We start from the raw sequence: 24,976 nt of genomic DNA on the forward strand, positions 1-24,976 counted from the left end.
CATCAGGTGTTGTCGGGACTAGGTCAACACGCTTCAATGCGGGGGAACTCGGGGCGCTGAAGGCCGCCTTACGGATGTGAAGGAGTTCCGGCGGCCCGGTAGAGGCCCCGACCACCCCACGCACGGTCCGACCAGCCGTCGTGAGCATTCACAGAGAGGCCCCTGCATGCCGCACGCCACACAGCACGCGGACGCCGCCGACGCCGTCACCGAGGACCTGGACACGGCCCTGCGCGGCGGGCCCTTCCACGTGGCGCTGCGGGCCGCGATCGCGGCCCGTGGACTGCCGTTGCAGCGTGTCCAGCACCACCTGTCGCGCCACGGGGTCAAGGTCGGCGTGACCAGCCTGAGCTACTGGCAGCAGGGCGCCCGACGGCCCCAGCGCCCCGAGTCGCTGCGCGCGGTACGCGCGCTGGAGGAGATCCTGCGGCTGCCGGACGAGTCCCTGATCCGGCTGCTCGCCGAGTCGGACGAGGCGCACGGCGGACACGTCGGGCAGCCCGGCGCGGCGGGCGGGCGGACCGCGGGACGTTCCTACCGCTCGCTCCTCCAGGCCTCCGGCATCCTCGAACAACTGCTCGGCGAACTGGAGTGCCCGCTGGACGGCGGACTGCACACGCTGGGCCATCACGAGCGGGTCCGCATCGGGGCCCGCCGCGAGCTGCTCGGACGGGAGTCGCAGCACATCGTGCGCGCCCATCGCGACGGCGTCGACCGTTTCGTGGCCGTCCATCACGGCGACCCGGGGTGCGCGCCGGAGGGGATGACGGTGCACGCCCTGGAGAACTGCCGGGCCGGGCGCGTCCGGCGCCACCACGGCGCCGGTGTGCTCGTGGCCGAGCTCCTCTTCGACACCCGCCTGCGGGCCGGCGACACCTTCCTCTTCCGCTACGGCTTCGAGGACGGCACCGCCGACGCCTCCACCGAGTACGTCCGCGGCTTCGGCGCGGCGGGCGGCCAGTACGCCCTGCAGATCCGCTTCGACGAACTCGCCGTGCCCGTGCGCTGCCACCGGTTCACCCAGCACTCGGCCGCGGCCCCGCGCGGCGGCCGCCAGGAACTGCCGCTCAGCGGGCGGCACCGTTCGGTGCACCTGGTCGAGCCGCGGGTGCGCTCGGGCATGGTGGGCATCGGCTGGGACTGGGAGTGACCGACGGCCGTCGGTGGGCCCGGGCCGCGCTTCGCGGACCGTCCGACCGTCTCGGCCCGACCCGGCCGGACGCTCGCCCTCCTCTGCCGGAGTCCGCTGCCGGAGTCCGCGAACGCCCGTGCCCTCCTGCCGTGGTCGGTGACCGCCCCTCGTACGGCGCGCGGTCCGTGACGCGCGCCCCTGGGCTGCGCTCCAGGCCGGCTTTTGGGGCGCGACGGTGAAATGGGGTAGCTTCCCGGCCGGCGGCTCACCTGCCCCTTCGTCCGTCGCACCTCGTGCGGCCGGGTCGCGGGCAGCGGTCCGAGCGGTCGCAGACAGCCGGAGAGAGGAACCGCCCCGTGATCGTCGTCGCCGGTGAGGCCCTGATCGACCTGGTGCCGCAGGGAACGGGCGCCCTCGCGGCTCTGCGGCCGGCGCTCGGCGGCGGCCCGTACAACACGGCGGTCGCTCTGGCCCGCCTCGGCTCCCCCACGGCCTTCGCCTCCCGAGTCTCCCGGGACGCCTTCGGCGACGCGCTGCTCGAAAGGCTGCGGGAATCCGGCGTGGACCTGTCCGCGGTGCAGCGCGGCCCCGAACCGACCACGCTCGCGGTCGCCTCGGTCGATGCGAACGGTTCGGCCGCCTACTCCTTCTACGTCGACGGCACCGCCGACCGGCTGTTCGCCGCCCCGGACGCGCTGCCCGCGGGGACCCGTGCGGTGTCCTTCGGGACCTGCTCGCTCGTGCTGGAGCCGGGCGCGAGCGCGTACGAGGAGTTGATGCGCACCGCCGCCTCGCAGGGCCTGTTCACGGCGCTCGACCCGAACATCCGCTCCGGGCTGATACCGGACGCCGACGCGTATCGCGCCCGCTTCAAGAGCTGGCTGCCCTCGGTGTCGCTGCTGAAGCTCTCCGAGGAGGACGCCGCATGGCTGGGCGGCACCCCGCACGAGTGGCTGTCCGCGGGCCCCTCGGCCGTCGTGATCACCCAGGGCGGCGACGGACTGACCGCGTTCACCCGGGACGGAGCCGTGTACTCGGTGCCGGGCGAGCAGGTGGACGTCGTGGACACCATCGGCGCCGGGGACACCGTGAACGCGGCTCTTCTGCACGGGCTTTCGCTGCGGGACGCGCTGTCCCCGGCCGCGCCGGCCGCTCTGGGCGCCACCAGCTGGCAGGAGCTGCTGCGGTTCGCAGCGCGCGCGGCGGCGATCACCTGCTCCCGGGCGGGCGCGGAACCCCCGTACGCCGCCGAACTGGGGGCGTACGGGGACCGCTAGGGGCCGCGTCGACTGCGGCTGCGGCGCGGCTCCGGTTGCGGCTGCGGCTGCGGCTGCGGCTGCGGCTCCGGTTGCGGCTGCGGCTCCGGTTGCGGCTGCGGCTCCGGTTGCGGCTGCCGGACGAACGGGCGGCGCTGCACGGGGAGTCCCCGTGCAGCGCCGCCCGTTGTGGGTGCCCTCAGGCCTTACGGGCCCGCGTCGTCTTCTTCGCGGGGGTCGCCTTGGCCGACCCGGCGGCCTTCTTGGCGGTCGCCGTCTTGGCCGTCGCCGTCTTGGCCGCGACGGTCTTCTTGGCGGCGGCCGTCTTCTTCGCCGCCGCCCGGCGCGGGGCGGGGACGGACGCCGCGTCGCTGATCCGGTCGGCGTCGAGGATCTCGCGCAGGAACTTGCCGGTGTGGCTGGTCGACACCCCGGCGACCTCCTCCGGCGTGCCCTCGGCGATGACGAGACCGCCGCCCGCGCCGCCCTCCGGGCCCATGTCCACGACCCAGTCGGCGGTCTTGATCACGTCGAGGTTGTGCTCGATGACGATGACCGTGTTGCCCTTGTCGACGAGGCCGGAGAGGACCGTGAGGAGCTTGCTGATGTCCTCGAAGTGCAGGCCCGTGGTCGGCTCGTCCAGGACGTAGACCGTGCGGCCGGTGGAGCGCTTCTGCAGCTCGCTGGCGAGCTTCACGCGCTGGGCCTCACCGCCGGAGAGCGTGGTCGCGGCCTGGCCGAGGCGGACGTAGCCGAGGCCGACGTCCTTCAGGGTGTTGAGATGCCGGGCGATCGAGGGGACGGCCTCGAAGAAGCCCGTCGCCTCCTCGATCGGCATGTTCAGGACGTCGGCGATGGACTTGCCCTTGTAGTGGACCTCCAGGGTCTCCCGGTTGTAGCGGGCGCCGTGGCAGACCTCGCACGGGACGTAGACGTCCGGGAGGAAGTTCATCTCGATCTTGATCGTGCCGTCGCCCGCGCAGTTCTCGCAGCGGCCGCCCTTGACGTTGAACGAGAAGCGGCCGGGCAGATAGCCGCGGACCTTCGCCTCGGTCGTCTCCGCGAACAGCTTGCGGACGTGGTCGAAGACACCGGTGTACGTGGCCGGGTTGGAGCGCGGGGTGCGGCCGATGGGCGACTGGTCGACGTGCACGACCTTGTCGACGAGGTCGTCGCCCTCCACGCGCGTGTGCCGTCCCGGGACGTTCCTCGCACCGTTCAGCTCGCGGGCCAGGTGCGTGTACAGGATGTCGTTGACCAGCGTGGACTTGCCGGAACCGGACACGCCGGTGACCGCGGTGAACACGCCCAGCGGGAAGGACACGTCGATGTCCTGCAGGTTGTTCTCGCGGGCGCCGCGCACGGTGAGCCGACGGGAGGGGTCCTGCGGACGCCGTATGTCGGGCAACGGGATCGCCTTCTTGCCGGACAGGTACTGCCCGGTCTGCGACTCGTCGTTGGCGAGCAACTCCTTCAGGGAACCGCTGTGCACGACCTTGCCGCCGTGCTCGCCGGCGCCGGGACCGATGTCGACGATCCAGTCGGCGACCTTGATGGTGTCCTCGTCGTGCTCGACGACGATGAGCGTGTTGCCCATGTCGCGAAGGCGGACGAGGGTCTCGATCAGCCGGTGGTTGTCGCGCTGGTGGAGGCCGATGGACGGCTCGTCGAGGACGTACAGGACGCCGACGAGGCCGGAACCGATCTGGGTGGCCAGCCGGATGCGCTGGGCCTCGCCGCCGGAGAGCGTGCCGGCCGCGCGGTTGAGCGAGAGGTAGTCCAGGCCGACGTCGACCAGGAACCGCAGCCGCTCGTTGACCTCCTTCAGGACCCGCTCGGCGATCTTCTTGTCGCGGGCGTTGAGCTTGAGCTCGCCCAGGAAGTCCGCGCAGTCGCTGATGGACATGCCGGAGACCTCGGCGATGGACTTGCCCATCACGGTGACCGCGAGGACGAGCGGCTTCAGACGGGTGCCGCCACAGGTGGGACAGTGCACCTCGCGCATGTAGCCCTCGAAGCGCTCCCGGCTGGCGTCGCTCTCGGCCTCGCTGTGCCGGCGCTTCACGAACGGGACGGCGCCCTCGAAGGGGGTCGTGTAGACCCGCTCGCGGCCGTACCGGTTGCGGTAGCGGACCTCGATCTGCGTCTTGTGGCCGTGCAGCAATGCCTTGCGGGCGCGCTGCGGCAGGCCCGCGAAGGGGATGTCCGTGCGGAAGCCCAGGGCGTCGGCGAGGGCGCCGATCAGACGGCTGAAGTAGTCCTTGGTGTGGCCGTGCGACCAGGGGTGGATGGCGCCCTCGTCCAGGGACTTGTCCTCGTCCGGGACGATCAGTTCGGGGTCGACCTCCATGCGCGTGCCGATGCCAGTGCACTCGGGGCAGGCGCCGAAGGGCGAGTTGAAGGAGAAGGAGCGCGGCTCCAGCTCCTCGAAGGACAGGTCGTCGTACGGGCAGTACAGGTGCTCCGAGTACATGCGCTCGCGCTCGGGGTCGTCCTCGGGGAGGTCGACGAAGTCGAGCACGACCATGCCGCCGGACAGTCCGAGGGCGGTCTCCACGGAGTCGGTGAGACGACGCTTGGCGGTGTCCTTGACCGTGAGGCGGTCGATGACCACCTCGATGGTGTGCTTCTCCTGCTTCTTCAGGGCGGGTGCGCTGGACAGCTGCACCGTCTCGCCGTCCACCCTTGCGCGGCTGTAGCCCTTGGTCTGGAGCTCGGCGAACAGGTCGACGAACTCCCCCTTGCGCTCACGCACCAGCGGCGACAGCACCTGGAAGCGGCTGCCCTCGGGCAGCTCCAGCACCTTGTCGACGATGGCCTGCGGCGACTGGCGCGTGATCGGCCGGCCGCACTCGGGGCAGTGCGGCTTGCCGATGCGCGCGAAGAGCAGACGCAGGTAGTCGTAGACCTCGGTGATGGTGCCGACCGTGGAGCGCGGGTTGCGCGAGGTCGACTTCTGGTCGATCGAGACGGCCGGGGAGAGGCCCTCGATGAAGTCGACGTCCGGCTTGTCCATCTGGCCGAGGAACTGGCGGGCGTACGAGGAGAGCGACTCGACGTAGCGCCGCTGACCCTCGGCGAAGATGGTGTCGAAGGCCAGCGAGGACTTGCCCGACCCCGACAGGCCCGTGAAGACGATGAGCGAGTCGCGTGGCAGGTCGAGCGAGACATTCTTGAGGTTGTGCTCGCGCGCGCCACGGACGATGAGACGGTCGGCCACGCCGGTCCGCACCTTTCTTGAGAGAAGTGACAGGGGCGAGGCCCCCGTCTTTCCCAGACTAGGGGGAGCCACTGACAACGCCGGTCGAGATGGATCCCGGATTCACCGGTTCACAACAATCCCCGGCCTTCCAGCATGCCCGACGCCGTCACCGACCTTATAGCACGTGCATTCGATTTGCGGGCTCCGTCGGCCGCCTTCACCCGAAGGGGTGGCGGGGCTAGGGTCATGACCATGATTGATCACGCTCATGACCTGGAGTCTGTACGTGAGGCGACCGAGCGGCTCCTCAACGCAGTCGCCGAACTGGACAACGCGTCCGCGGCCGAACCGTCACGCCTGCCCGGCTGGAGCCGCGGCCATGTCCTGGCTCACATCGCCCGCAACGCCGACGCGCTCGTGAACGTCCTCGAAGGCCGCCCCATGTACGCCGACGCGCACGTCCGCGACGCGGACATCGAGCGCGACGCCCCGCGTCCGCTGGACGTCCAGCTCGCGGACGTACGGGAGAGCGCGGCCCGCTTCCAGTCGGCGGGGGCAGCTCCCGCGGACTGGTCGCGCACGGTGGAGCTGCGCAACGGGGTCGTCGACGCGGCGGCCCGGCTGCCCTTCCGCCGGTGGGTGGAGGTCGAGCTGCACCACGTGGACCTCGGCATCGGCCATGAGCTGGAGGATCTGTCCGAGGAGTTCACCGAGCGGGAGATCGAGTTCCTCGCGGAGCGCTTCGAGGGGCATCCCGAGGTACCGCCGACCCGCCTGACGGACGGCACGCGCGCGTGGCACACCGGCCGGAAGGCCGAGGGTCCCGAGGTGACCGTCACGGGCGCCCCGGCGGACCTCCTGGGCTGGCTCTCGGGCCGCCGCGACGGATCCGGGCTGGCGGTCGACGGCGGGCCGCTGCCGGCGCTCCCCCCGCTATAGGCTGCGGCCATGACGTACAGCGGACAGGTGACGGTCGGCGGCCCGGCGGACGTGCACGAGCTCAAGGACCTGATGATCACCAAGATCGCGGTCGGCCCGATGAACAACAACGCCTATCTGCTGCGCTGCCGGGCCACGGACGAGCAGCTGCTCATCGACGCGGCGAACGACGCGCACGCCCTGCTCGGCACGATCGGCGACGACGGCATCGCGTCCGTGGTCACCACGCATCGGCACGGCGACCACTGGCAGGCGCTGGCCGAGGTCGTGGCGGCCACGCACGCGCGTACCCACGCCGGCCGCGAGGACGCCGAGGGCATCCCGGTGCCGACCGATGTCCCGGTCGACGACGGCGACGTCATCCGGGTGGGCAACGTCGAGCTCACCGCGCGCCACCTGGTCGGGCACACACCCGGTTCGATCGCCCTGGTCTACGACGACCCGCACGGCCATCCCCACGTGTTCACCGGCGACTGTCTGTTCCCGGGCGGTCCTGGTAGGACAACACGTCCGGAAGAGTTCAACTCCCTGATGGACGGCCTGGAGACCAAGCTCTTCGACGTCCTGCCCGACGAGACGTGGATCTACCCCGGCCACGGCAACGACACCACCATCGGCACGGAGCGGCCCCACCTCGCGGAGTGGCGCGCACGAGGCTGGTAACCGTCCGACGACGACCGCCCCTGTTTCGAAACCGAAGCGGGGGCGGTCGCGCATTCAGGCCCGTTCCGCGCTCGGGAGGGTCATGCCCCACGGACGGTGGCCTCCAGAGCACCGTCACCGACGCCAGCAGCGGTGACCGCCATGACCAGGGGAACTGGTGCATGGACTGCGGTCTGCCGGGCCGGGTTCACACCTGGCAGGCAGCGGGACCTCCCACTTCTCCGCAGTCCATCCCTTCGGCTCCCAGCCGTACTACGGGCTCGAAACACCCGCACCCAGCTGGAGGCCGCGCTCAAGCGGGCTGCGACCGCCGCTGTCACCTCACGGCCCTTGGCCTCCGGGCCGCCCCGGGGCTCTCCTGCGGAGCGGCCCGGAGGCCGAGGACGGTGAGGTGTTCCGGCAGAGGATCCGCGTGGCCGTGGGCCGTGGACCACGCCCGCGCCCTGCGCGTCTCGCGCCGCCGGGCTCCTGCCCGACGCACCTGGCGGGCGCCCCGGCGAAGGCGGTGCCCGTCGCTCGGGCGGGCGCGTCCCCGGCGATCCGGTGAACGCCCCGCCGGCGATCTAGCGGGTGGACCCGGTGTGCTCCGGCACAGTCGCCGCCTCGTTCGCCGTCGTCGCGGACCCCGGCTCGGAGGCCTTCTTCGCGAACCCGCGCCGGCCCGGCATGATCGCGAGGACGATCAGTGTTCCGGCGGCCATGATGATCCCGCCGATGAGGCTGGCCTGGGCGACGCCGTGGGCGAAGGCCTGGTGGACGGCGTCCACGGCGACCTGGGCCTGCTGGGGCCCTGCGGAGGGATCCTGCGCGACCCGCTGCGCGACGGCCAGGCCGGCGCCGACCGAGTCCTTGGCGGTCTCCATCGCCTCCGCCGGGAGCCGGTTGCCCACCAGGTCGGTCAGCTCGTCCCGGTAGGCCGTGCCCAGCAGCGAGCCCAGCACCGCGATACCCAGCGCTCCGCCCAGCTCCAGCGCGGTGTCGTTGACACCGCCGCCGACGCCCAGCTCGGACTCGGGGAAGGAGCCCATGATCGTGTCGGTCGCCGGGGAGATGCTCAGTCCGAGCGCGAGGCCCAGCATCATCAGCGGTGTCAGGAAGTCCCCGTACGTCGACCCCTTGTCGATCTGGGTGAGCAGGAACATGCCCGTCGTGCCGATGGTCATGCCGGTCACCACCATCGCCTTCACCCCCAGCTTCGGGGTGAGCGCCCCGGTCACCGCGGACCCGAGGAACACCGCACCGCCCAGCGGCAGCAGCCGTAGGCCCGTGTCCAGGGCGTCGTAGCCGAGGACGAACTGCAGGAACTGCGTCGAGTAGTAGAGCACGGCGAACATGCCGAAGAAGAAGAACATCACCGCGAGCATCGAGCCGGTGAAGGGGCGCAGCACGAACTTTCGGACGTTCAGCATCGGGTGCGGGTGGCGCAGCTCCCAGGCGACGAAGGCGACCAGACCGGCACCGGCGATCACTGCGGCGGTGACGGGGCCGGCGCCCCAGCCGAAGTGCGGGCCCTCGATGGCGGCGTAGATCAGGGAGCCGACGGAGACGATCGACAGCAGACCACCGACGTAGTCGATCCGGCCCATGCCCTCCGCCTTCGACGGCGGTACCAGGGTGAGCGCGCCGAACACGGCGACGAGGGCGATCGGCACGTTGATCAGGAAGGTCGAGCCCCAGGCGTGGTCCTCCAGCAGCCAGCCGGAGACCAGCGGGCCGACTGCTACCGCCACCCCGGAGGTCGCGGCCCAGGCGGTGATGGCCTTGGCCCGCTCGCTCCGGGGGAAGGTCGCGACCACCAGGGACAGCGTGGCCGGCATCACGACCGCGGCACCGACACCCATGATCGCGCGGGCCACGATGACCAGCGAGGTCTCGTCGACCATGCTCCCCATCACCGAACCGCCGGCGAAGATCAGCAGACCCAGCACCAGCGCGCCGCGCCGGCTGTACTTGTCGCCGATCGCGCCCAGCACCAGCATCAGCGCCGCGTACGGAACGGTGTAGCTGTCGACGACCCACTGCAGATCACTGCTGCTCAGGCCCAGCTCGGTGGTCATGTCGGGGGCGGCGACGATCAGCGACGTATTCGCCATCACCGTGATCAGCAGGCTCAGACACAGCACGAGCAGCGCCCACCAGCGCCGCGCGTAAGGCCCGGCCATCTTCTCCACCGGGGTGTTCGCAAGGAAGGACATCAGTAGCTCCTGAGGGGGACGCGGCGGACGAGCGGCATCACTTGATCGCCCGTGAGGCGAGCGAGCGACGAGCTGAGATCTCCGGGCTTCAAGATCATCCTGTGGCCCCTTGCGGGCTTCCCTCGGTGATCCCCTGGAGGGCCGCGTCGGCGTCCGCGATGGCCAGCATCCTGTTGATGTCGGCGCCGGCCAGTGCGCCGGCCGCTGCGGAGGCCCCGACCTGGGCGACCAGATCGGTGACGTTGCCGGCCACCCACACACCCGGCACCTCGGTGGTGCCGGCCGTGCCGGAGGCGAAAGCGCGGCCCATGTTCGGCACGTCCCGCACCGGCAAGCCCAGACCTTCCAGGCCCTGCGTGCGGGCCTGCATCGGCGCGGCGACCGCGAGGACGCGGCGGGCCACGACCTGGCCGTCGGCCAGGCGCACCCCGGCGAGGGCACCGTCCTCGTCGTTGACGACCTCGGTGACCGGGGTGTCGATGACGCGGATGCCGCGGGCGGCGAAGCGGACGCGGCTGTCCTCGTCCAGGTCGGTGCCGTGGGTGAAGTAGGTCAGGTCCTCGGTCAGCTGACGGAACAGATACGCGTGACCGATGGAAGGCAGCCCGGTGGCAAGGATGCCGATGGGCTCGTCGCGCACCTCCCAGCCGTGGCAGTACGGGCAGTGCACCACACTGTGCCCCCAGTGCTCGGCGAGCCCGGGCACCTCCGGGAGCACATCCTTCAGTCCGGTGGCCACCAGGATGCGGCGGGCGGTGATGCGGCGGCCGTCGGCCAGGGTGACGGTGAACCGCAGGTCCCCGTCCGCCGACGGGGCGGCGGACTCGGCCGAGACCACCTCGCCGGACACGACGTGTCCGCCGTACTGGCGCACCTGCTCCCGGCCCCGTCGCAGGATCTCGGGCGGCGGGGTGCCGTCCAGGGCGATGAGGCCGTGCACGGCCTCCGCGGGCGCGTTGCGCGGGGAGCCGCTGTCGATCACGACGACCGAGCGGCGGGAGCGGGCGAGGATCAGTGCACCGTTCAGTCCCGCGGCGCCCCCGCCGATCACCACCGCGTCGACGGTCCCCTCGGCCAGTGCGTCGCTCGCGTACGGAGGAGTCGTCACAGCCATGACCTCCTGCCTTTCCTTGTCAGTCATGGTTCGGTCGACCTTTCGAGTTCTGGGTGGTCGGAGGGTGGCCAGCTGTTCAGGAGGCCCAGGATGTGATCGGCGACCGTCCAGGGCTGTTCGAGGTGCGGGAAGTGCCCCGCGCCGAGGACAGCCCGACGTTCGTGATGCACAGATCCAGTCCGGCGATGAAACTCGCCGTCGCCGGGATCGCGAGGATCCGACCGGGCCGTGGCGGCCTGGACGACGTCGCAATGCCGGGCGGCGCGGAGGAGTGCAAAGGCATGGGTTGCTCTCCATCGCGCCAGACGTGCACGCACCCTGTCCGGTGAGCTCGGGATGGTTGTGTACTGAACAGTCAGAAACGTAGGTAGTTCTGTACTGAGTTGTCAAGTACGGCGGGTCGGCTTTACCTTCGGCGTATGGCGAGACCACGAAGCTTTGACCGCGACCACGTCCTCCATGCCGCCGAGCGGCAGTTCCGCGCCTCGGGCTACAACGGCACGAGCGTCGACGACATCAGCTCGGCCACCGGCCTGGGCCGCGGCAGCCTCTATGCCGCGTTCGACGGCAAGCACGGCGTGCTGCTGCAGGCGATGGCCGGTTACTTCGCCCGGCTGGCGCAGGGTCCGCGGAATGCGCTCGCCGGACCGGACGAGGGCGCCCTGGAACGACTGCACGCATACCTGCTCCGCGCCGTCCACGGGGTGCCACTCGCCGCCGACGTACCCCCCGCCTCTGACCGGGCGGGGGCGGCCTGCTTCGCCGCCAAGATGGCCCTGGAGATCGGCGCCTCCGACGCCGAGGTGAAACGCCTGGCCAACGACTGCTTCTCCGTGGTCGCCACGGCGGTGGCCGAGTGCGTGCGAGCGGCGCAGCGCAACGGCGACCTCGACCCCGACGCGGATCCCGACGACCTTGCCTACCTGCTGCTGACCATCATCCGCGGGACCGATGTCGTAGGCGCGTACGGCCACAGTCCCGCCCGCCTGACCTCGATAGCGGAGAGCGCGTTCGCCTTGCTGCCTCGCCCGCGCCACCGCTGAGAAGGGCACGGCCGGCCGCAGTGCACAGGCATCTGATGCCGTCGGCCCACTTCGACGCCGCGGAGGCACGGCCCGCAGGTTTACGCGCCGCCGTGACCTCGTGTGTTGGCGCGTGCTGTGGTGTTCCCGGGAGGCGTGGGCAACACCCGCAAGGACCCCGAGGCGTTCGCCCCTCCGATCCACGACGTCGAGACGAAGATCTTCGACGTCCTGCCGGACGAGACCTGGGTCTACCCCGGGCACGGCGACGACACCACGCTGGGCGCCGAGCGGCCGCACCTGCCGGAGTGGCACGCGCGCGGGTGGTGAGGTCCGTCCGGACAGGCCACGGGGCGCACGTCGTCCGACGCGCGCCCCGTGTGAACCGTACGCACGCGCCCATGCCGTGAGCACGCTCCCGGCGCACCTGGTTGCGCGGTCAACTGGTGGCAGCCCCGCGCGGGATGACGGCTCCGGCGCGGAAGGGCCGCCGGTCTACGATCCCCGCCCTCGGCCGGCGGCCCGGGCCTCTCTCCCGCCGTGTTCACGAGAACGCAACACCCGTTCCCAGAATGCGGACAGATGATGGTGTGACCTCGACAAACAGGCGTTTCGCTGCCACTCTCCCGCCATGCACCTCGCCCCTCGTGTACTGCGCCGCGCCGTCGCCGGCGCCACCGTGGCCTTTCTCGCCACCGCCGTGGGCTGCGCCCCGCAGCCGGAGGAGAAGGCGGCTTCCACGCCTTCCGGTTCGCGCGCGAGCGCCTGCGTCAAGGGCAAGCTGGCGACCGGGACCTCGGGGAAGCTGACGATCGCCACCGACGAGCCGGCGTACGAGCCGTGGTTCAAGGACGGCAAGCCGTCCGACGGCAAGGGCTTCGAGTCCGCGGTGGCCTACGCGGTGGCCCGGCAGCTCGGTTACGACAAGAGCGCCGTCGTCTGGCAGAGCGTGCCGTTCAACAAGGCCTTCGCGCCGGGTGCGAAGACCTTCGACTTCGACATCAACCAGGTCTCGATCAGCGACGAGCGCAAGAAGGCCGTGGACTTCTCGTCCGGTTACTACGACGTGCGCCAGGCCGTCGTCGCCCTGAAGGGCTCCAAGGCCGCCAGGGCGAAGACCGTCGCGGACCTCAAGGGCCTGAAGCTCGGCGCCCAGGTCGGCACGACGAGCCTCGACTACATCGACGACGTGGTGAAGCCGACCCGGGACGCGGCCGTCTACGCCAAGAACGACCAGGCCAAGTCGGCGCTGAAGAACGGGCAGGTCGACGCCATCGTGGTCGATCTGCCGACCGCCTTCTACATCACCGCCGCCGAGGTCACCGACGCCGAGATCGTCGGCCAGTTCGAGAACCAGGGGGCCGCGCCCGAGCAGTTCGGGCTGGTCCTCGACAAGGGCAGCGCCCTCACGCCCTGTGTGACCGCCGCCGTCGACGCGCTCCGCGAGAACGGCGCCCTGGCGAAGCTCGAACAGCAGTGGCTCTCCGACGCCGTCGACGCCCCGGTGCTCAAGTGACGGTCACGGAACAGGAGTCCGGACCGGAGGGCTCGGACGACGACGGCGACATGCCGGGGGCCGGCGGCGCGGCCTACACCCCGTCGCCGCGGCGGCTGGAGCGCGAGCGCCACCGCCGCGCGCGGGCCCGCCGTGCCACCGCGATCGCCGCGCTGTCGACCCTGGTCACCGGCGTCGTCCTGTACTTCGTCGTCGTCAGCGCACCTGGCTGGCCGCGCACCAAGGAGACGTTCTTCAACGGGCAGTACGCGCGCGAGGCGCTCCCGAAGGTCCTCGAAGGGCTGTGGCTGAACGTCCGGCTGCTGTTGGTGTGCGGCGTCGCCGTGCTGGTGCTCGGCATGCTCATCGCCGTCGCCCGTACGCTGCGCGGCCCCGTGTTCTTCCCGCTGCGGGCGCTGGCGGCGGCGTACACGGACTTCTTCCGCGGTCTGCCGCTGATCATCAACCTGATGATCGTGGTCCTGGGCGTCCCGGCGCTGCGTCTGCAGGGCGTGACGGTCGACCCGGTGTGGCTCGGCGGCACGGCGCTGACGCTGACGTACTCGGCGTACGTCGCCGAGGTGTTCCGCGCCGGAATCGAGTCCGTGCACCCCTCGCAGCGCGCTGCGGCCCGCTCGCTGGGCCTGTCCAACCGGCAGGCGCTGCGGTACGTGGTGCTCCCCCAGGCGGTGCGCCGACAAGTGCCGCCGCTGCTCAACGACCTGGTGTCGCTGCAGAAGGACACCGGTCTCGTCTCGATCGGCGGCGCGATCGACGCCGTCCGCGCGGCGGACATCATCGTGGGCCGCAGCCTCAACTACACGCCGTACATCGTGGCGGGGCTGGTCTTCGTCGCCCTCACCATTCCGATGACGCGCTTCACGGACTGGGTGACGGCCCGGATGGACCGCCGGCGCACACAGGGAGGAACGACATGAGCGACGCCCCGGTGCTGCGGATGGAGTCCGTCCGCAAGACCTTCGGCGACTCCGTCGTCCTGCGCGACGTCGATCTGGAGGTCGCCCCGCACACGGTGACCGCGCTGATCGGCGCCTCCGGCTCCGGCAAGTCCACCCTGCTGCGCTGCGCCAACCTGCTGGAGGACGTCGACGACGGCGCGATCTGGCTGGACGGCGAGGAGATCACCGACCCGCGCGTGGACCAGGACGCGGTACGGCGGAGGATCGGCGTCGTCTTCCAGGCCTACAACCTGTTCCCGCACATGACGGTGCTGGAGAACATCACGCTCGCCCCGCGCCGGGTGCACGGCGTCCCGCGCGCGGAGGCGGAGGAACATGCCGGAGAGCTTCTGGAGCGGCTCGGGCTGGGCGGCAGGGCGGGCGAGTACCCCGACCGGCTCAGCGGCGGCCAGCAGCAGCGTGTGGCCCTGGTGCGCGCCCTCGCCGTGCGCCCACGGCTGCTGCTGCTCGACGAGATCACCGCGGCCCTCGACCCGGAGCTGGTGGGCGAGGTCCTCGACGTGGTCCGCGACCTGAAGGGGGACGGCATGACCATGGTGCTGGCCACCCATGAGATGGGCTTCGCACGCGAGGTCGCCGACCAGGTGTGCTTCCTGGACGCGGGCGTCGTGCTGGAGCGCGGCACCGCCGAGCAGGTCTTCGCAGACCCGCAGCAGGAGCGCACCCGGCGCTTCCTGCGGCGGATCGTGAAGGCCGGACGTCTGTGACCGGCGACGGGCAAGGCTTGGTAAGGCCCGTCGTCCCTGGAGGCGGTCCTTACGCCTCGGTCTTCCCCGCCCCGGCCAGCGCCGCGACGCGCTCCACGCCGAACACGTAGCCCTGCACGCCGCAGCCGGCGATGACGCCGTCGGCGCGCAGCGACACGTACGAGTGGTGCCGGAACGACTCGCGCTGATGGATGTTGGAGATGTGGACCTCCAGCACCGGAAGGCCGTCGCAGGCGTTGAGCGCGTCCAGGATCGCCACCGAGGTGTGCGAGTAGGCGCCCGGGTTGATCACGACGCCGCAGTGGTGCAGCCGTGCCTCGTGGATCCAGTCGACCAGTTCGCCCTCGTGGTTGGACTGGCGGAAGTCCACCGTGCCGCCGTGCGCGGCCGCCGCCTTGACGCACATCGCCTCGACGTCGGCGAGCGTGTCGGTACCGTAGATCTCCGGCTGGCGGCGGCCCAGGAGGTTCAGGTTGGGCCCGTTGAGGATCATGATCGGGGCGTTGGCCAGGGTGCGGGGCACGGTTCCTCCGGTCCGTTCGGGAGCGGCCCGTCGAGGACCGCCGCTCGGACCGGTTTATCACGGTGAACCAGCAGGGCAGCAGCCGTATCCTCCCGGAACTGCCGAGCGCCGCGGAGGACTTCCGCATCCTGCGCTGCATGGGCGAGCGCGGCCTGCTGCGGCGCTCCCCCGCGCTGCTGGCGGCCGCGCCAGGAGCCGGCCCTTCGGGCGCCCCAACAGCCCGCAGGAGGCCGCGCGTTACGCCGCCGACCGGAGGGCGGCGGTGGGGCGTGCGCTGCGGGCGTACGCCCCCGACACCCTGGCCGTCTTCGGCGTGGAATTCGGTCACACGGACCCGCAACTGGTCACCCCCTACGGCGGAGCGGTCCGCGTCGACGGTCCCGCGCGGCGCGTGATCGTGACCTACCGAGCTCCCGCGCGGCGGTCCGTGCTCCGTACGCCCCCGTAACCCGCGATCGCCGTGGCTGGTTGACGCGGCATGCACGACGTACGCACCGTGAACGCGCCCTCCATGCCGCGTCTCGCGGCCGCCTCGCTCGCCGGGACGGCCATCGAGTTCTACGACTTCTTCGTCTACGGGACCGCGGCCGCGCTGGTCCTGGGTCCGCTGTTCTTCCCGACGTTCTCGCCGCCGGCGGCGACGCTGGCCGCGTTCGCGACGTTCGGCGTGGGGTTCGTGGCGCGGCCCCTGGGCGCGGTGCTGTTCGGGCACCTCGGGGACCGGCGCGGACGGCGGCCGGTCCTCGTCGTCTCGCTGCTGCTGACCGGCGCCTCGACGGTCGCGGTGGGCTGTGTGCCGACGTACGACACGATCGGGACGGCCGCCCCCGTGCTGCTGCTCGTGCTGCGTTTCCTGCAGGGGCTGGGGCTGGGCGGGGAGTGGGGCGGAGCGGTGCTGCTGACCGCGGAGCACGCTCCCGCCGAGCGGCGCGCGCTGTGGTCGAGCTTTCCCCAGGTCGGTCCAGCGGTGGGGTTCCTGCTCGCCAACGGAACGGTGCTGGCCCTGTCGGCCGCGCTGACCGAGACGCAGTTCGCGCGATGGGGGTGGCGGGTGCCGTTCTGGGCCGCCGGAGTCCTCGCCGTGTGCGGGCTGTGGCTGCGTACGTCGCTGCCGGAGAGCCCCCGGTTCCTGGAGATCGACGACCACGCGCGCGTGCCGCTCGCCGAGGTCGCGCGCGAGCACTGGCGGCTCGTCCTGCTGACCGCGGGCGCGCTCGCCGTCGGGTACGCGATCTTCTACGCCGTGACGACCTGGTCCCTGGCGTACGCGACCGAACGGCTGGGGGTCAGCCGCACGGTGATGCTGGCCTGCATCATGGGCGCCGTGGTGGTGAAGGGGTCGCTGACACCGGTGATGGCGCTGCTCGGCGACCGCTTCGGCCGGAGGCCGCTGTGTCTGGCGGGCTGCGCGGGGGCCGCGTTGTGGATGCTGCCGATGGTCGCGCTGCTCGCGACAGGTGAGCCGCTGCCGATGTTCCTGGGGATCCTGGGCGCGCTGGTCACGTTCGTCACGATGTTCGCGGTGATCGCGGCCTATCTGCCGGAGTTGTACCCGCCGCGCGTGCGCTGCACCGGTGCGGCGGTCGGCTACAACCTGGGCGGGGTCCTCGGAGGGGCGCTCACGCCGATCGTGGCGACGGCGCTCGCGGAGCGCTCGGGCCCGGTTCCCTGGGGTGTGGGCGCGTATCTGACCGGGGTGGCCCTGCTCAGCCTGGGCTGCTTTGCGCTGCTCCCGGAGACCCGTCCGGTGCCGGTGGCCGGGGCGCAGCCGGCTACGGATTGACCGCCAGCTCCAGGTAGGCCGCGAACAGCACGAGGTGGACGCCGCCTTGCAGCGGCGTGGCCCGGCCGGGGACCACGGTCAGCGAGCTGACCACGACCGTCAGCGCGAGCAGCACCGTGTAGGTGGAGCCGAGGCCGAGGACGAGCGGCCCGGAGAGCCAGAGGGAGGCCAGCGCGACGGCGGGGACGGTCAGTCCGATGCTGGCCATCGCGGAGCCGAGTGCGAGGTTGAGGCTGGTCTGCACCCGGTCGCGGCGGGCGGAGCGCAGAGCGGCGATGGTCTCGGGGAGCAGCACGAGCAGCGCGATGATCACGCCGACGACGGCGTGGTGGAGGCCGGCGCTCTCCACGGCCGACTCGATCGTGGGCGAGACGCCCTTGGCGAGGCCCACCACGCCGATCAGGGCGAGGCCGAGCAGACCGAGACTGACCAGCGCGGTCCGGGAGGTGGGGACGTCGGCGTGGTCCTCCACGGTGATCACCTCCCCCTGGCGGGTGATCGGCAGGAAGTAGTCGCGGTGCCGGACGGTCTGCGTCGTGACGAACAGGCCGTACAGGATCAGCGAGGACACGGCGGCGAAGGTGAGTTGGACGTCGGAGAACTCCGGGCCCGGTCTGCTGGTGGTGAAGGTCGGCAGGACCAGGCTCAGGGTGGCAAGGGTCGCTACGGTGGCCAGGGCGGCACCGGTGCCCTCCGGGTTGAAGACCGCCGTGCCGTGGCGCAGGGAGGCGACCAGCAGGCACAAGCCGACGATGCCGTTACAGGTGATCATCACGGCGGCGAAGACGGTGTCCCTGGCCAGCGTGGCACTCTTGTCACCGCCGTCCGCCATCAGGGTGACGATCAGGGCGACTTCGATGATCGTCACGGCGACTGCGAGGACGAGGGAGCCGAACGGCTCCCCCACCCGGTGGGCCACGACCTCGGCGTGGTGCACGGCGGCCAGAACGGCTGCGGCGAGCACCAGCGTCACCAGGGCGACGACCGCGCCGGGCAGGTCGCGTCCCCAGGTCAGGGCCAGCAGGACGACCGCGAGCGCCGGCACGAGGGACGTCCACCGGGCCGCGACCGACGTGAGCCGAGCGATCATGCAGTGATCGTCGCAGAGCCGTACGGGCTCCGCATTCCGGCCCCTGGGGCTGGTGCGGCCTGCCTGACCGGTGACTCCGGTGCGCCTGCTGCGACCGATGCGGCAGGCGCGGGCCGGGCGGCGGTCTGCGTCACCTGAAGTCTGTCGCGTCCACCACGTCGCAGTCGGTGAAGGACGGAGGTGTGGTGCACAGCGCGGCCATCGCGTGCGCGAACTTGCCCGTCTCGGGGTCGTCGCTGTTGCGCATGGCCTCCTCGTAGGAGTCGAACTCGACCAACATCAGGTAGCGGTCGGGCCTGCTCCTGTCCTTGAGGACGAGGCGGCGGACCGGGCCGCCGGGGCGGCCGGCAAGACGCTGGTCCCCCTCCTCGCCCAGCGCCCGCATGTCGTCGATGCGGTCGGTCTCGAACTCCAGGATCTGCACGAACCTCTGCGGTGTACTCATGGCGCCTCCGGACGGTCCGGCGCCCCCCGACGGGGACGCCCACCCCCAACGAAGCACCGGGAGCGGTGCTCGGCAATTCGCCGCGCACCGCCCCCGGGGGTGGTTGTTCCTACGTCGTCCGTGGTCAGGCCTCGATGCTGTCCTTCGGAGCGCCTTCGTTCGTGCCCTGCGCCGCCTCGTCCGCCGCCTTCTTCTTAGAGGCGCGCAGACTGGTGATCGTGGTGACGATCAGGACGGAGCAGATCACGCCCAGGGACACCGGGATGCTGATCTCCGGGACATGGACCCCGGACTCGTGCAGCGCGTGCAGCACCAGCTTCACGCCGATGAATCCGAGGATGATCGACAGGCCGTAGCTGAGGTGGACCAGCTTCCGCAGCAGACCGCCGATGAGGAAGTACAGCTGCCGCAGACCCATCAGCGCGAACGCGTTGGCCGTGAAGACGATGTACGGGTCCTGCGTCAGGCCGAAGATCGCGGGGATCGAGTCGAGGGCGAAGAGCACGTCGGTCGTGCCGATCGCGAGCATGACGACCAGCATCGGGGTCATGACCCGCTTGCCGTTCTGCTCGATCCACAGCTTCGTGCCGTGGTAGCGGTCGGCGACTCCGAAGCGCTTCTCCACCGCCTTGAGCAGCTTGTTCTCCTCGAACTCCTCGTCCTCCTCGTCGGCGCGGGCTTCCTGGATGAGCTTCCAGGCGGTCCAGATCAGGAAGGCGCCGAAGAGGTAGAACACCCAGGCGAAGCTGGCGAGGATCGCGGCGCCGGCGGCGATGAAGATCGCCCGCAGGACGAGCGCTATGAGGACGCCGATGAGCAGAACCCGCTGCTGGTACTGCGACGGGACCGCGAACTTCGCCATGATCAGGACGAAGACAAAGAGGTTGTCGACGCTGAGCGACTTCTCGGTGATGAAGCCGGCGAAGAACTCCCCGGCGGGCTCACCGCCGCCGAAGAGGAGCAGCCCGACCCCGAAGAGCCCGGCCAGGGCGATCCAGACGACGGTCCAGATCCCGGCTTCCTTGATGGACACGTCGTGCGGCTTGCGACCGATGAAGAAGTCGACCGCGATGAGGGCGGCAAGGCCCACGATGGTGAGGACCCATAGGGTCACGGAAACATCCACTGCGCCTCCGGCAGTACGTAACGGCAGGTGATCAGCGTCGTTGCGCTGCCGGAGGTCTCTTCCACCCGTTCCGCTCGGGAACGGGCCGACGCCCCGGGATCATCGGTGATCCGTATTGACGGGTACGTCGCAGCAGGAGTACTCCCCTCCGTGAGGAAAACAGTACCCCAACCACCAAGAAAAGGTAAAGCGATTGGCAAAAGAAATACCAAGTTGCCTGGTCAAGAGCCTTTACGAGTACTTGGTGCGCGCCCTGGCCACCTGCGCGAGGACCTGCTGGAGCACCTGGCTGCCGGGCGGCACGAGCGCAGGTTCGTACGTCCAGGCATGACCGACCCAGGGGTCGGCGAGATGATCCTCGGCCACCGGCGTCAGCCGCAGCAGCCCGCGCCACAGCGGATCCAGCAACGGACCGTAACCGCCGGCGTCCTCGCGGTCGGCGACCATCATCAGGTGCACGCCCACGGCGGGCCCCTCGTCCGCGAGGTAGCGCAGCTGCGTCACCGCCCGGTCGTCGAAACCGTGCGGAAAGTCGTTGACGACCAAGAGCTGCTGCGAGGTGTCGAAGCCGGGCGGCAATGAGTCGGCCGCCCCTCCGCGCACCGCCATCTGCACCAGGTCGACCCGCTCGGTGAGCTGCCCGAGGACCGCCGCCACGCCTGCCGCGCCCCCTGCGGGCGGGGCCGCGAGCACCCCGCTCTGCACCAGCGGCGCGAGCTCCCTGGCGCCCGAACCGGCCGGATCGACGACGTGCACGGTGAACTCGTCCGCCGGGTGCACCGCCAGCAGACGGGCGATGTGCGCCACGGCCGACTCCATCGCGAGGCGTCGCAGCTCGTGCGAGTCGGCCATCGCCCCGTCGAACGAGCCCGGCCGGCCGCTGTCGATCCACAGGCCGCGTTCGAGCGGGAGCCGGACCAGCATCGGGATCCGCAGCGGATCGCTCTCCGGCAGGTGGAGGTCGCCCAGCCGCAGGGCCATGGGCATCTCCATGGGCGCCCGGTAGGCGTGCCACACGGGGTTGTCCCAGCGCGCGAACGCCGCCGGCAGTGCCGGTTCGACCACGTCGGCCTCGGCGCCGAGCTGGACGAGATCCCGCTCCAGCGCCTCGCGGGCCTGGTCGACGAGCTGGATGCGCCTGGTCTGCGCCGCCTCCCGGGCCGCGTCGCCCTGTCCGCCGATCCTGCTGCGCGGGTCGGACAGGACCTGGTCGAGTTCCTTCTCCAACCGCGCGTCGGCGAAGTCGACGGCGCTGCGGTATGCGGCCGTGCTGCGGGCCAGGTCCTCGAACATGCCCCAGACCTGGTTGTACAGCCGCTCCTCCATCGACCAGCCGGTCGCGTCGCCCGCGACGGGAGGTGCGGGCTGTCCGGGCTGCGCCGGGGGCGCGGTGGGCGGGGGCGGAGGCGGCGCCGCGTTCTGCCGACGCGGGTGGCTGTAGTCGATCGGTCCACCGGGGGGCGCCGTCGGCGTCGGCCGGGTGGCGTCCGGATCCACCGACGGGGAACCCGCCGGACTGCTGTCCTGCCCTGGGGAGCCCTGCGGGTTCTGGACCGCCCCGTACGGGCCGACCGCACCGTGACCGCCCTGCGGGGCGCCGCCCTGTTGCGTGCCGCCCTGCTGGACGCTGTACGGCGAGCCGCTCTGATCCGGGCCGAGCGCGGACGCGGCCGCCTGACGGGAGCGTTCGCCGTCGGCTGTGCGCGGCCCCGGCGCGGGAATCGAGCGGGCCAGGCCCTGGGCGACGGCGTCGTCGATGGCGGCCGCGAGCTGGTGGGCCTGCGGCAGCCCCTGGTCGGTGAGGAGTTCGGCCAGGCCGCCCGCGTAGCCCTGGCCGACGGCGCGCACCTTCCAGGCGCCCTGCCGTCGGTACAGCTCCAGCGCGACGACCGCCGACTCCGCGTCCAGGCCGGTGATGGTGTACGAGGCGACCTCGGCGCCGTCGAGCCCGGTGACCGCGACGAAGGGAGCCGAGAGCGAGCCGAAGCTGACCGGCCCGCCGGCACCGGGGGGCAGCGCGAGCAGGACGTCGACCCGGTGCACGGTCGCCGGCATGGCGTCCAGGTCCACCGCGAGGCGGTGGTCGGCGGCCGCCTGCCGGGAGACCTCCAGGCCGGGCAGTGTGGGCACCCCCGGGTGGGCCACCCATTCGACGCCGTGGATCCTGCCGCTCTCGTCCCCGAGCGTGGCAGCCGCCACGACCGGCCGGCCGGCCGAGACCCGGATCTCGAGCCGGACCTGGGAGAGCGGGTGGTTCTGCCCCCGCACCAGTTCGGCCACCATCGCCTGTCGTCCCCCTGCGTCGCGTGTGGTGTCGTCGTGTGCCGCTTGCCGGGGCCTGCTACAGCGCCGGCAGGATCGCGGGCATCAGGTCCTGGAAGGTGCGGCCGTTGGCGGGCGTGCCGAGGGCCGTCATGTTCCAGCCGCTGCCCACGCGGTGCACCTTCGCCATGATCTGGGCCGTGTAGGCGCCGCCGCCCGCGAGCGTGTAGCGCGCGAGCTCCTGGCCGTTGGTCTCGTCGACCAGACGGCAGAAGGCGTTCTGCACCTCCTGGAACGTCTGTCCGGTGAAGGAGTTCACGGTGAAGACGATCTGGTCGATGTGGACCGGCACGCGCGCGAGGTCCACGAGGATCGCCTCGTCGTCACCGCCCTGGCCGACACCGCCGACGAGGTTGTCGCCGGTGTGACGGACGGAGCCGTCGTCGCTCACCAGGTGGCGGAAGAAGACGACGTCGACCGGCTGCTTGTCCGCGAACAGAACGGCGGAAGCGTCGAGGTCGATCTCCCGGGTGCGGGAGCCGAACAGGCCGCGCCGCGGGGCCGCCTGCCAGCCGAGACCCATGCGCACCGCGGTCAGGCTGCCCCCGTCGTTCTTCTGCAGACTGATGGCCTGACCCTTGGTCATGTTGACGGTCACGCGCTGATTCCCCTCTCGGACTGTCCCCTGTTGCCGCGGCCCCCGCGGTTGACCGAAACACTACGCAAAGGCACCGACACTGCCGTAGCCAGGCCCGCACTTTGTGTCGGTCTTGCAACACAGCACGTGCCCGGCCCGGCCACAGCGACCGCACCCGCCCCGCTGGGCCGGTCCGGCCTCTCCGTCAGGCGAGTCCGGCCTCTCTCATCTGGCGCAGTTCCTTCTTCATCTCGGAGACCTCGTCGCGGATCCGGGCGGCGACCTCGAACTGGAGGTCCGCGGCGGCGGCCCGCATACGCTCGGTCATCTCCTCGATCTGCTCGGCGAGTTCGGCCGCGGGACGATCGGTCGGGACGGTCTCCTTGGCCTTGCCCCTGGCCGCCTTGGACTTCGCGCCCTTGGCCGCCTTGTCGCCGAGGGAGGGCACCGGGGCCTTCGTCCCGCGGCCGTCCTTCTTCGCCCGGTAGCCGGAGCCCAGCAGCTGCTCGGTGTCGACCTCCTCGCGGGCGATCTGGGCGACGATGTCGTTGATCTTCTTGCGGAGCGGCTGCGGGTCGATGCCACGCGCCGTGTTGTAGGCGACCTGCTTCTCCCGGCGGCGGTTGGTCTCCTCGATGGCCCGCTCCATGCCCGGGGTGATCTTGTCGGCGTACATGTGGACCTGACCGGAGACGTTGCGCGCCGCGCGGCCGATGGTCTGGATCAGCGAGGTGCCCGAGCGCAGGAAGCCCTCCTTGTCGGCGTCGAGGATCGCCACCAGGGACACCTCGGGCAGGTCCAGGCCCTCACGCAGGAGGTTGATGCCGACCAGGACGTCGAACTCGCCGGCGCGCAGTTCGCGCAGCAGCTCGATACGGCGCAGCGTGTCGACGTCGCTGTGCAGGTAGCGCACCTGGATGCCGAGTTCCAGGAAGTAGTCCGTGAGGTCCTCGGCCATCTTCTTGGTGAGCGTGGTGACCAGGACGCGCTCGTCCTTCTCCACGCGTGTGCGGATCTCGTGCACCAGGTCGTCGATCTGACCCTCGGTCGGCTTGACGACGACTTCCGGGTCGATGAGGCCGGTGGGGCGGATGATCTGCTCCACGACGCCGTCCCCGCGCGAGAGCTCGTACTTGCCGGGCGTGGCCGACAGGTAGACGGTCTGCCCGATGCGCTCCTGGAACTCCTCCCACTTCAGCGGGCGGTTGTCGAGGGCGGAGGGCAGCCGGAAGCCGTGGTCGACGAGGGTGCGCTTACGGGAGGCGTCGCCCTCGTACATGGCGCCGATCTGGGGGACGGTGACGTGGGACTCGTCGATGACGAGCAGGAAGTCGTCCGGGAAGTAGTCGAGCAGGGTGTTCGGCGGAGAGCCCGGCAGTCGGCCGTCGAAGTGCATCGAGTAGTTCTCGACGCCGGAGCAGGAGCCGATCTGGCGGAGCATCTCCAGGTCGTACGTGGTGCGCATCCGCAGCCGCTGGGCCTCCAGCAGTTTGCCCTGCTTCTCCAGTTCGGCCAGGCGCTCGCCCAGTTCCTTCTCGATGTCGTTCGCGGCCCGCTCCAGGCGCTCGGGGCCCGCGACGTAGTGGGTGGCCGGGAAGATGTACAGCTGCCGGTCGTCGCTGATGATCTCGCCGGTGAGCGGGTGCAGGGTGGACAGCGCCTCGATCTCGTCGCCGAACATCTCGATGCGGACGGCGAGCTCCTCGTAGACCGGGAAGATCTCGATGGTGTCGCCGCGCACCCGGAAAGTGCCGCGGGTGAAGGCCAGGTCGTTGCGCGTGTACTGGATGTCGACGAAGCGTCGCAGCAGCTCGTCCCGGTCGAGCTCGTCACCGACCCGGAGGGGGACCATCCGGTCCACGTACTCCTGCGGGGTGCCGAGGCCGTAGATGCAGGAGACCGAGGCGACCACCACGACGTCACGCCGGGTGAGCAGCGAGTTGGTCGCGGAGTGACGCAGACGCTCGACCTCCTCGTTGATCGAGGAGTCCTTCTCGATGTAGGTGTCCGACTGCGGTACGTACGCCTCGGGCTGGTAGTAGTCGTAGTACGAGACGAAGTATTCGACCGCGTTGTTCGGCAGCAGTTCGCGGAACTCGTTCGCCAGCTGGGCGGCCAGGGTCTTGTTCGGCGCCATCACCAGGGTGGGGCGCTGGAGCTTCTCGATCATCCACGCGGTGGTCGCGGACTTTCCGGTGCCGGTCGCGCCGAGCAGGACGACGTCCTTCTCGCCTGCTTCGACGCGCTTGGCCAGCTCGGCGATGGCCGCCGGCTGGTCGCCGCTGGGCTGATAGGGACTGACGACCTCGAAAGGCGCCACCGTGCGTTCGATGTGGGAAACGGGCCGCATGCCATCCACCGTACGACTCCCCACTGACAACGGGGCCCGATCAGGGCTTTCGCGG

The 24,976-nt window shown here is 70.9% G+C and carries 19 protein-coding genes and 2 pseudogenes; 11 read left to right on the top strand and 10 right to left on the bottom strand.

Annotated elements, in window-relative coordinates; translation table 11 throughout:
• The first annotated feature begins 166 nt into the window (after positions 1-166).
• Both BG482_RS18290 and BG482_RS18295 read left to right on the top strand, forming a co-directional pair.
• Positions 167-1,150 (top strand): hypothetical protein, encoded by a 984-nt coding sequence (locus BG482_RS18290; protein WP_069770133.1) that lies wholly within the window; start codon positions 167-169, stop codon positions 1,148-1,150.
• 338 nt (positions 1,151-1,488) lie between these two features.
• On the top strand, positions 1,489-2,409 hold the full coding sequence (locus BG482_RS18295; protein ID WP_069770134.1) for a carbohydrate kinase: 921 nt from the start codon (positions 1,489-1,491) through the stop codon (positions 2,407-2,409).
• A 178-nt stretch (positions 2,410-2,587) separates the two neighbouring features.
• On the opposite strand, the gene uvrA is transcribed toward BG482_RS18295, so the two are convergent.
• Positions 2,588-5,608: an excinuclease ABC subunit UvrA gene (uvrA, locus tag BG482_RS18300; RefSeq protein ID WP_069770135.1), complete on the bottom strand. Its 3,021-nt coding sequence runs from the start codon at positions 5,606-5,608 to the stop codon at positions 2,588-2,590.
• A gap of 234 nt (positions 5,609-5,842) precedes the next feature.
• Between uvrA and BG482_RS18305 the strand changes: the two genes are divergently transcribed.
• Positions 5,843-6,529 (top strand): maleylpyruvate isomerase family mycothiol-dependent enzyme, encoded by a 687-nt coding sequence (locus BG482_RS18305; protein ID WP_069770219.1) that lies wholly within the window; start codon positions 5,843-5,845, stop codon positions 6,527-6,529.
• Between the two features lie 9 nt (positions 6,530-6,538).
• Positions 6,539-7,192, top strand: coding sequence for an MBL fold metallo-hydrolase (locus tag BG482_RS18310; RefSeq protein WP_069770136.1), 654 nt, complete (start codon positions 6,539-6,541; stop codon positions 7,190-7,192).
• 563 nt (positions 7,193-7,755) lie between these two features.
• Here the strand turns inward: BG482_RS18310 and BG482_RS18315 are convergent.
• Together BG482_RS18315 and BG482_RS18320 are read right to left on the bottom strand one after the other, a co-directional pair.
• Positions 7,756-9,387, bottom strand: a complete 1,632-nt coding sequence (locus BG482_RS18315) for an MFS transporter (RefSeq protein ID WP_069770137.1) — start codon at positions 9,385-9,387, stop codon at positions 7,756-7,758.
• A 94-nt stretch (positions 9,388-9,481) separates the two neighbouring features.
• Positions 9,482-10,501: an NAD(P)/FAD-dependent oxidoreductase gene (locus BG482_RS18320; RefSeq protein WP_069770138.1), complete on the bottom strand. Its 1,020-nt coding sequence runs from the start codon at positions 10,499-10,501 to the stop codon at positions 9,482-9,484.
• 419 nt (positions 10,502-10,920) lie between these two features.
• On the opposite strand from BG482_RS18320, the gene BG482_RS18330 reads away from it, so the two are divergent.
• From BG482_RS18330 to BG482_RS18345, 5 genes and pseudogenes are all read left to right on the top strand, one after another.
• Complete coding sequence (locus BG482_RS18330; RefSeq protein ID WP_069770140.1) at positions 10,921-11,544, top strand: TetR/AcrR family transcriptional regulator; 624 nt, start codon at positions 10,921-10,923, stop codon at positions 11,542-11,544.
• A 120-nt stretch (positions 11,545-11,664) separates the two neighbouring features.
• Positions 11,665-11,853 (top strand): annotated as a pseudogene (locus BG482_RS41170) (MBL fold metallo-hydrolase); the annotation flags it as partial.
• Positions 11,854-12,154: 301 nt separating this feature from the next.
• The gene (locus tag BG482_RS18335; protein WP_069770141.1) at positions 12,155-13,039 is read left to right on the top strand and encodes an ABC transporter substrate-binding protein; all 885 of its coding nucleotides are present in this window, start codon (positions 12,155-12,157) and stop codon (positions 13,037-13,039) included.
• Positions 13,036-13,956, top strand: a complete 921-nt coding sequence (locus BG482_RS18340) for an amino acid ABC transporter permease (RefSeq protein ID WP_069770142.1) — start codon at positions 13,036-13,038, stop codon at positions 13,954-13,956. The genes BG482_RS18335 and BG482_RS18340 overlap by 4 nt, the downstream gene beginning before the upstream one ends.
• Positions 13,953-14,705 (top strand): amino acid ABC transporter ATP-binding protein, encoded by a 753-nt coding sequence (locus BG482_RS18345; RefSeq protein ID WP_176741412.1) that lies wholly within the window; start codon positions 13,953-13,955, stop codon positions 14,703-14,705. Before BG482_RS18340 ends, BG482_RS18345 begins: the two co-directional genes overlap by 4 nt.
• 49 nt (positions 14,706-14,754) lie before the next feature.
• Here the strand turns inward: BG482_RS18345 and aroQ are convergent, their stop codons facing one another.
• On the bottom strand, positions 14,755-15,228 hold the full coding sequence (gene aroQ / locus BG482_RS18350) for a type II 3-dehydroquinate dehydratase (protein ID WP_069770143.1): 474 nt from the start codon (positions 15,226-15,228) through the stop codon (positions 14,755-14,757).
• A gap of 95 nt (positions 15,229-15,323) precedes the next feature.
• On the opposite strand from aroQ, the pseudogene BG482_RS41175 reads away from it, so the two are divergent.
• Both BG482_RS41175 and BG482_RS18360 read left to right on the top strand, forming a co-directional pair.
• A pseudogene (locus BG482_RS41175) lies at positions 15,324-15,676 on the top strand (hypothetical protein); the annotation flags it as partial.
• A 30-nt stretch (positions 15,677-15,706) separates the two neighbouring features.
• Complete coding sequence (locus tag BG482_RS18360; RefSeq protein ID WP_176741413.1) at positions 15,707-17,011, top strand: MFS transporter; 1,305 nt, start codon at positions 15,707-15,709, stop codon at positions 17,009-17,011.
• Here BG482_RS18360 and BG482_RS18365 read toward each other — a convergent pair.
• From BG482_RS18365 to uvrB, 6 genes are all read right to left on the bottom strand, one after another.
• Positions 17,001-18,101: a calcium:proton antiporter gene (locus BG482_RS18365; protein ID WP_069770145.1), complete on the bottom strand. Its 1,101-nt coding sequence runs from the start codon at positions 18,099-18,101 to the stop codon at positions 17,001-17,003. The two genes, BG482_RS18360 and BG482_RS18365, sit on opposite strands and share 11 nt — an antisense overlap.
• Positions 18,102-18,231: 130 nt before the next feature.
• Positions 18,232-18,546, bottom strand: coding sequence for a hypothetical protein (locus tag BG482_RS18370; RefSeq protein ID WP_069770146.1), 315 nt, complete (start codon positions 18,544-18,546; stop codon positions 18,232-18,234).
• Positions 18,547-18,670: 124 nt separating this feature from the next.
• On the bottom strand, positions 18,671-19,672 hold the full coding sequence (locus BG482_RS18375) for a TerC/Alx family metal homeostasis membrane protein (RefSeq protein ID WP_107450622.1): 1,002 nt from the start codon (positions 19,670-19,672) through the stop codon (positions 18,671-18,673).
• A gap of 231 nt (positions 19,673-19,903) precedes the next feature.
• Positions 19,904-21,955, bottom strand: a complete 2,052-nt coding sequence (locus BG482_RS18380; RefSeq protein ID WP_069770148.1) for a TerD family protein — start codon at positions 21,953-21,955, stop codon at positions 19,904-19,906.
• 58 nt (positions 21,956-22,013) lie between these two features.
• Complete coding sequence (locus BG482_RS18385) at positions 22,014-22,592, bottom strand: TerD family protein (protein ID WP_069770149.1); 579 nt, start codon at positions 22,590-22,592, stop codon at positions 22,014-22,016.
• A gap of 184 nt (positions 22,593-22,776) precedes the next feature.
• Complete coding sequence (gene uvrB / locus BG482_RS18390; RefSeq protein ID WP_069770150.1) at positions 22,777-24,921, bottom strand: excinuclease ABC subunit UvrB; 2,145 nt, start codon at positions 24,919-24,921, stop codon at positions 22,777-22,779.
• Positions 24,922-24,976: the final 55 nt, after the last annotated feature.

Origin of the sequence: Streptomyces sp. LUP30 (genome assembly GCF_001746365.1) — a bacterium.
In the GTDB taxonomy this organism is placed as follows: domain Bacteria; phylum Actinomycetota; class Actinomycetes; order Streptomycetales; family Streptomycetaceae; genus Streptomyces.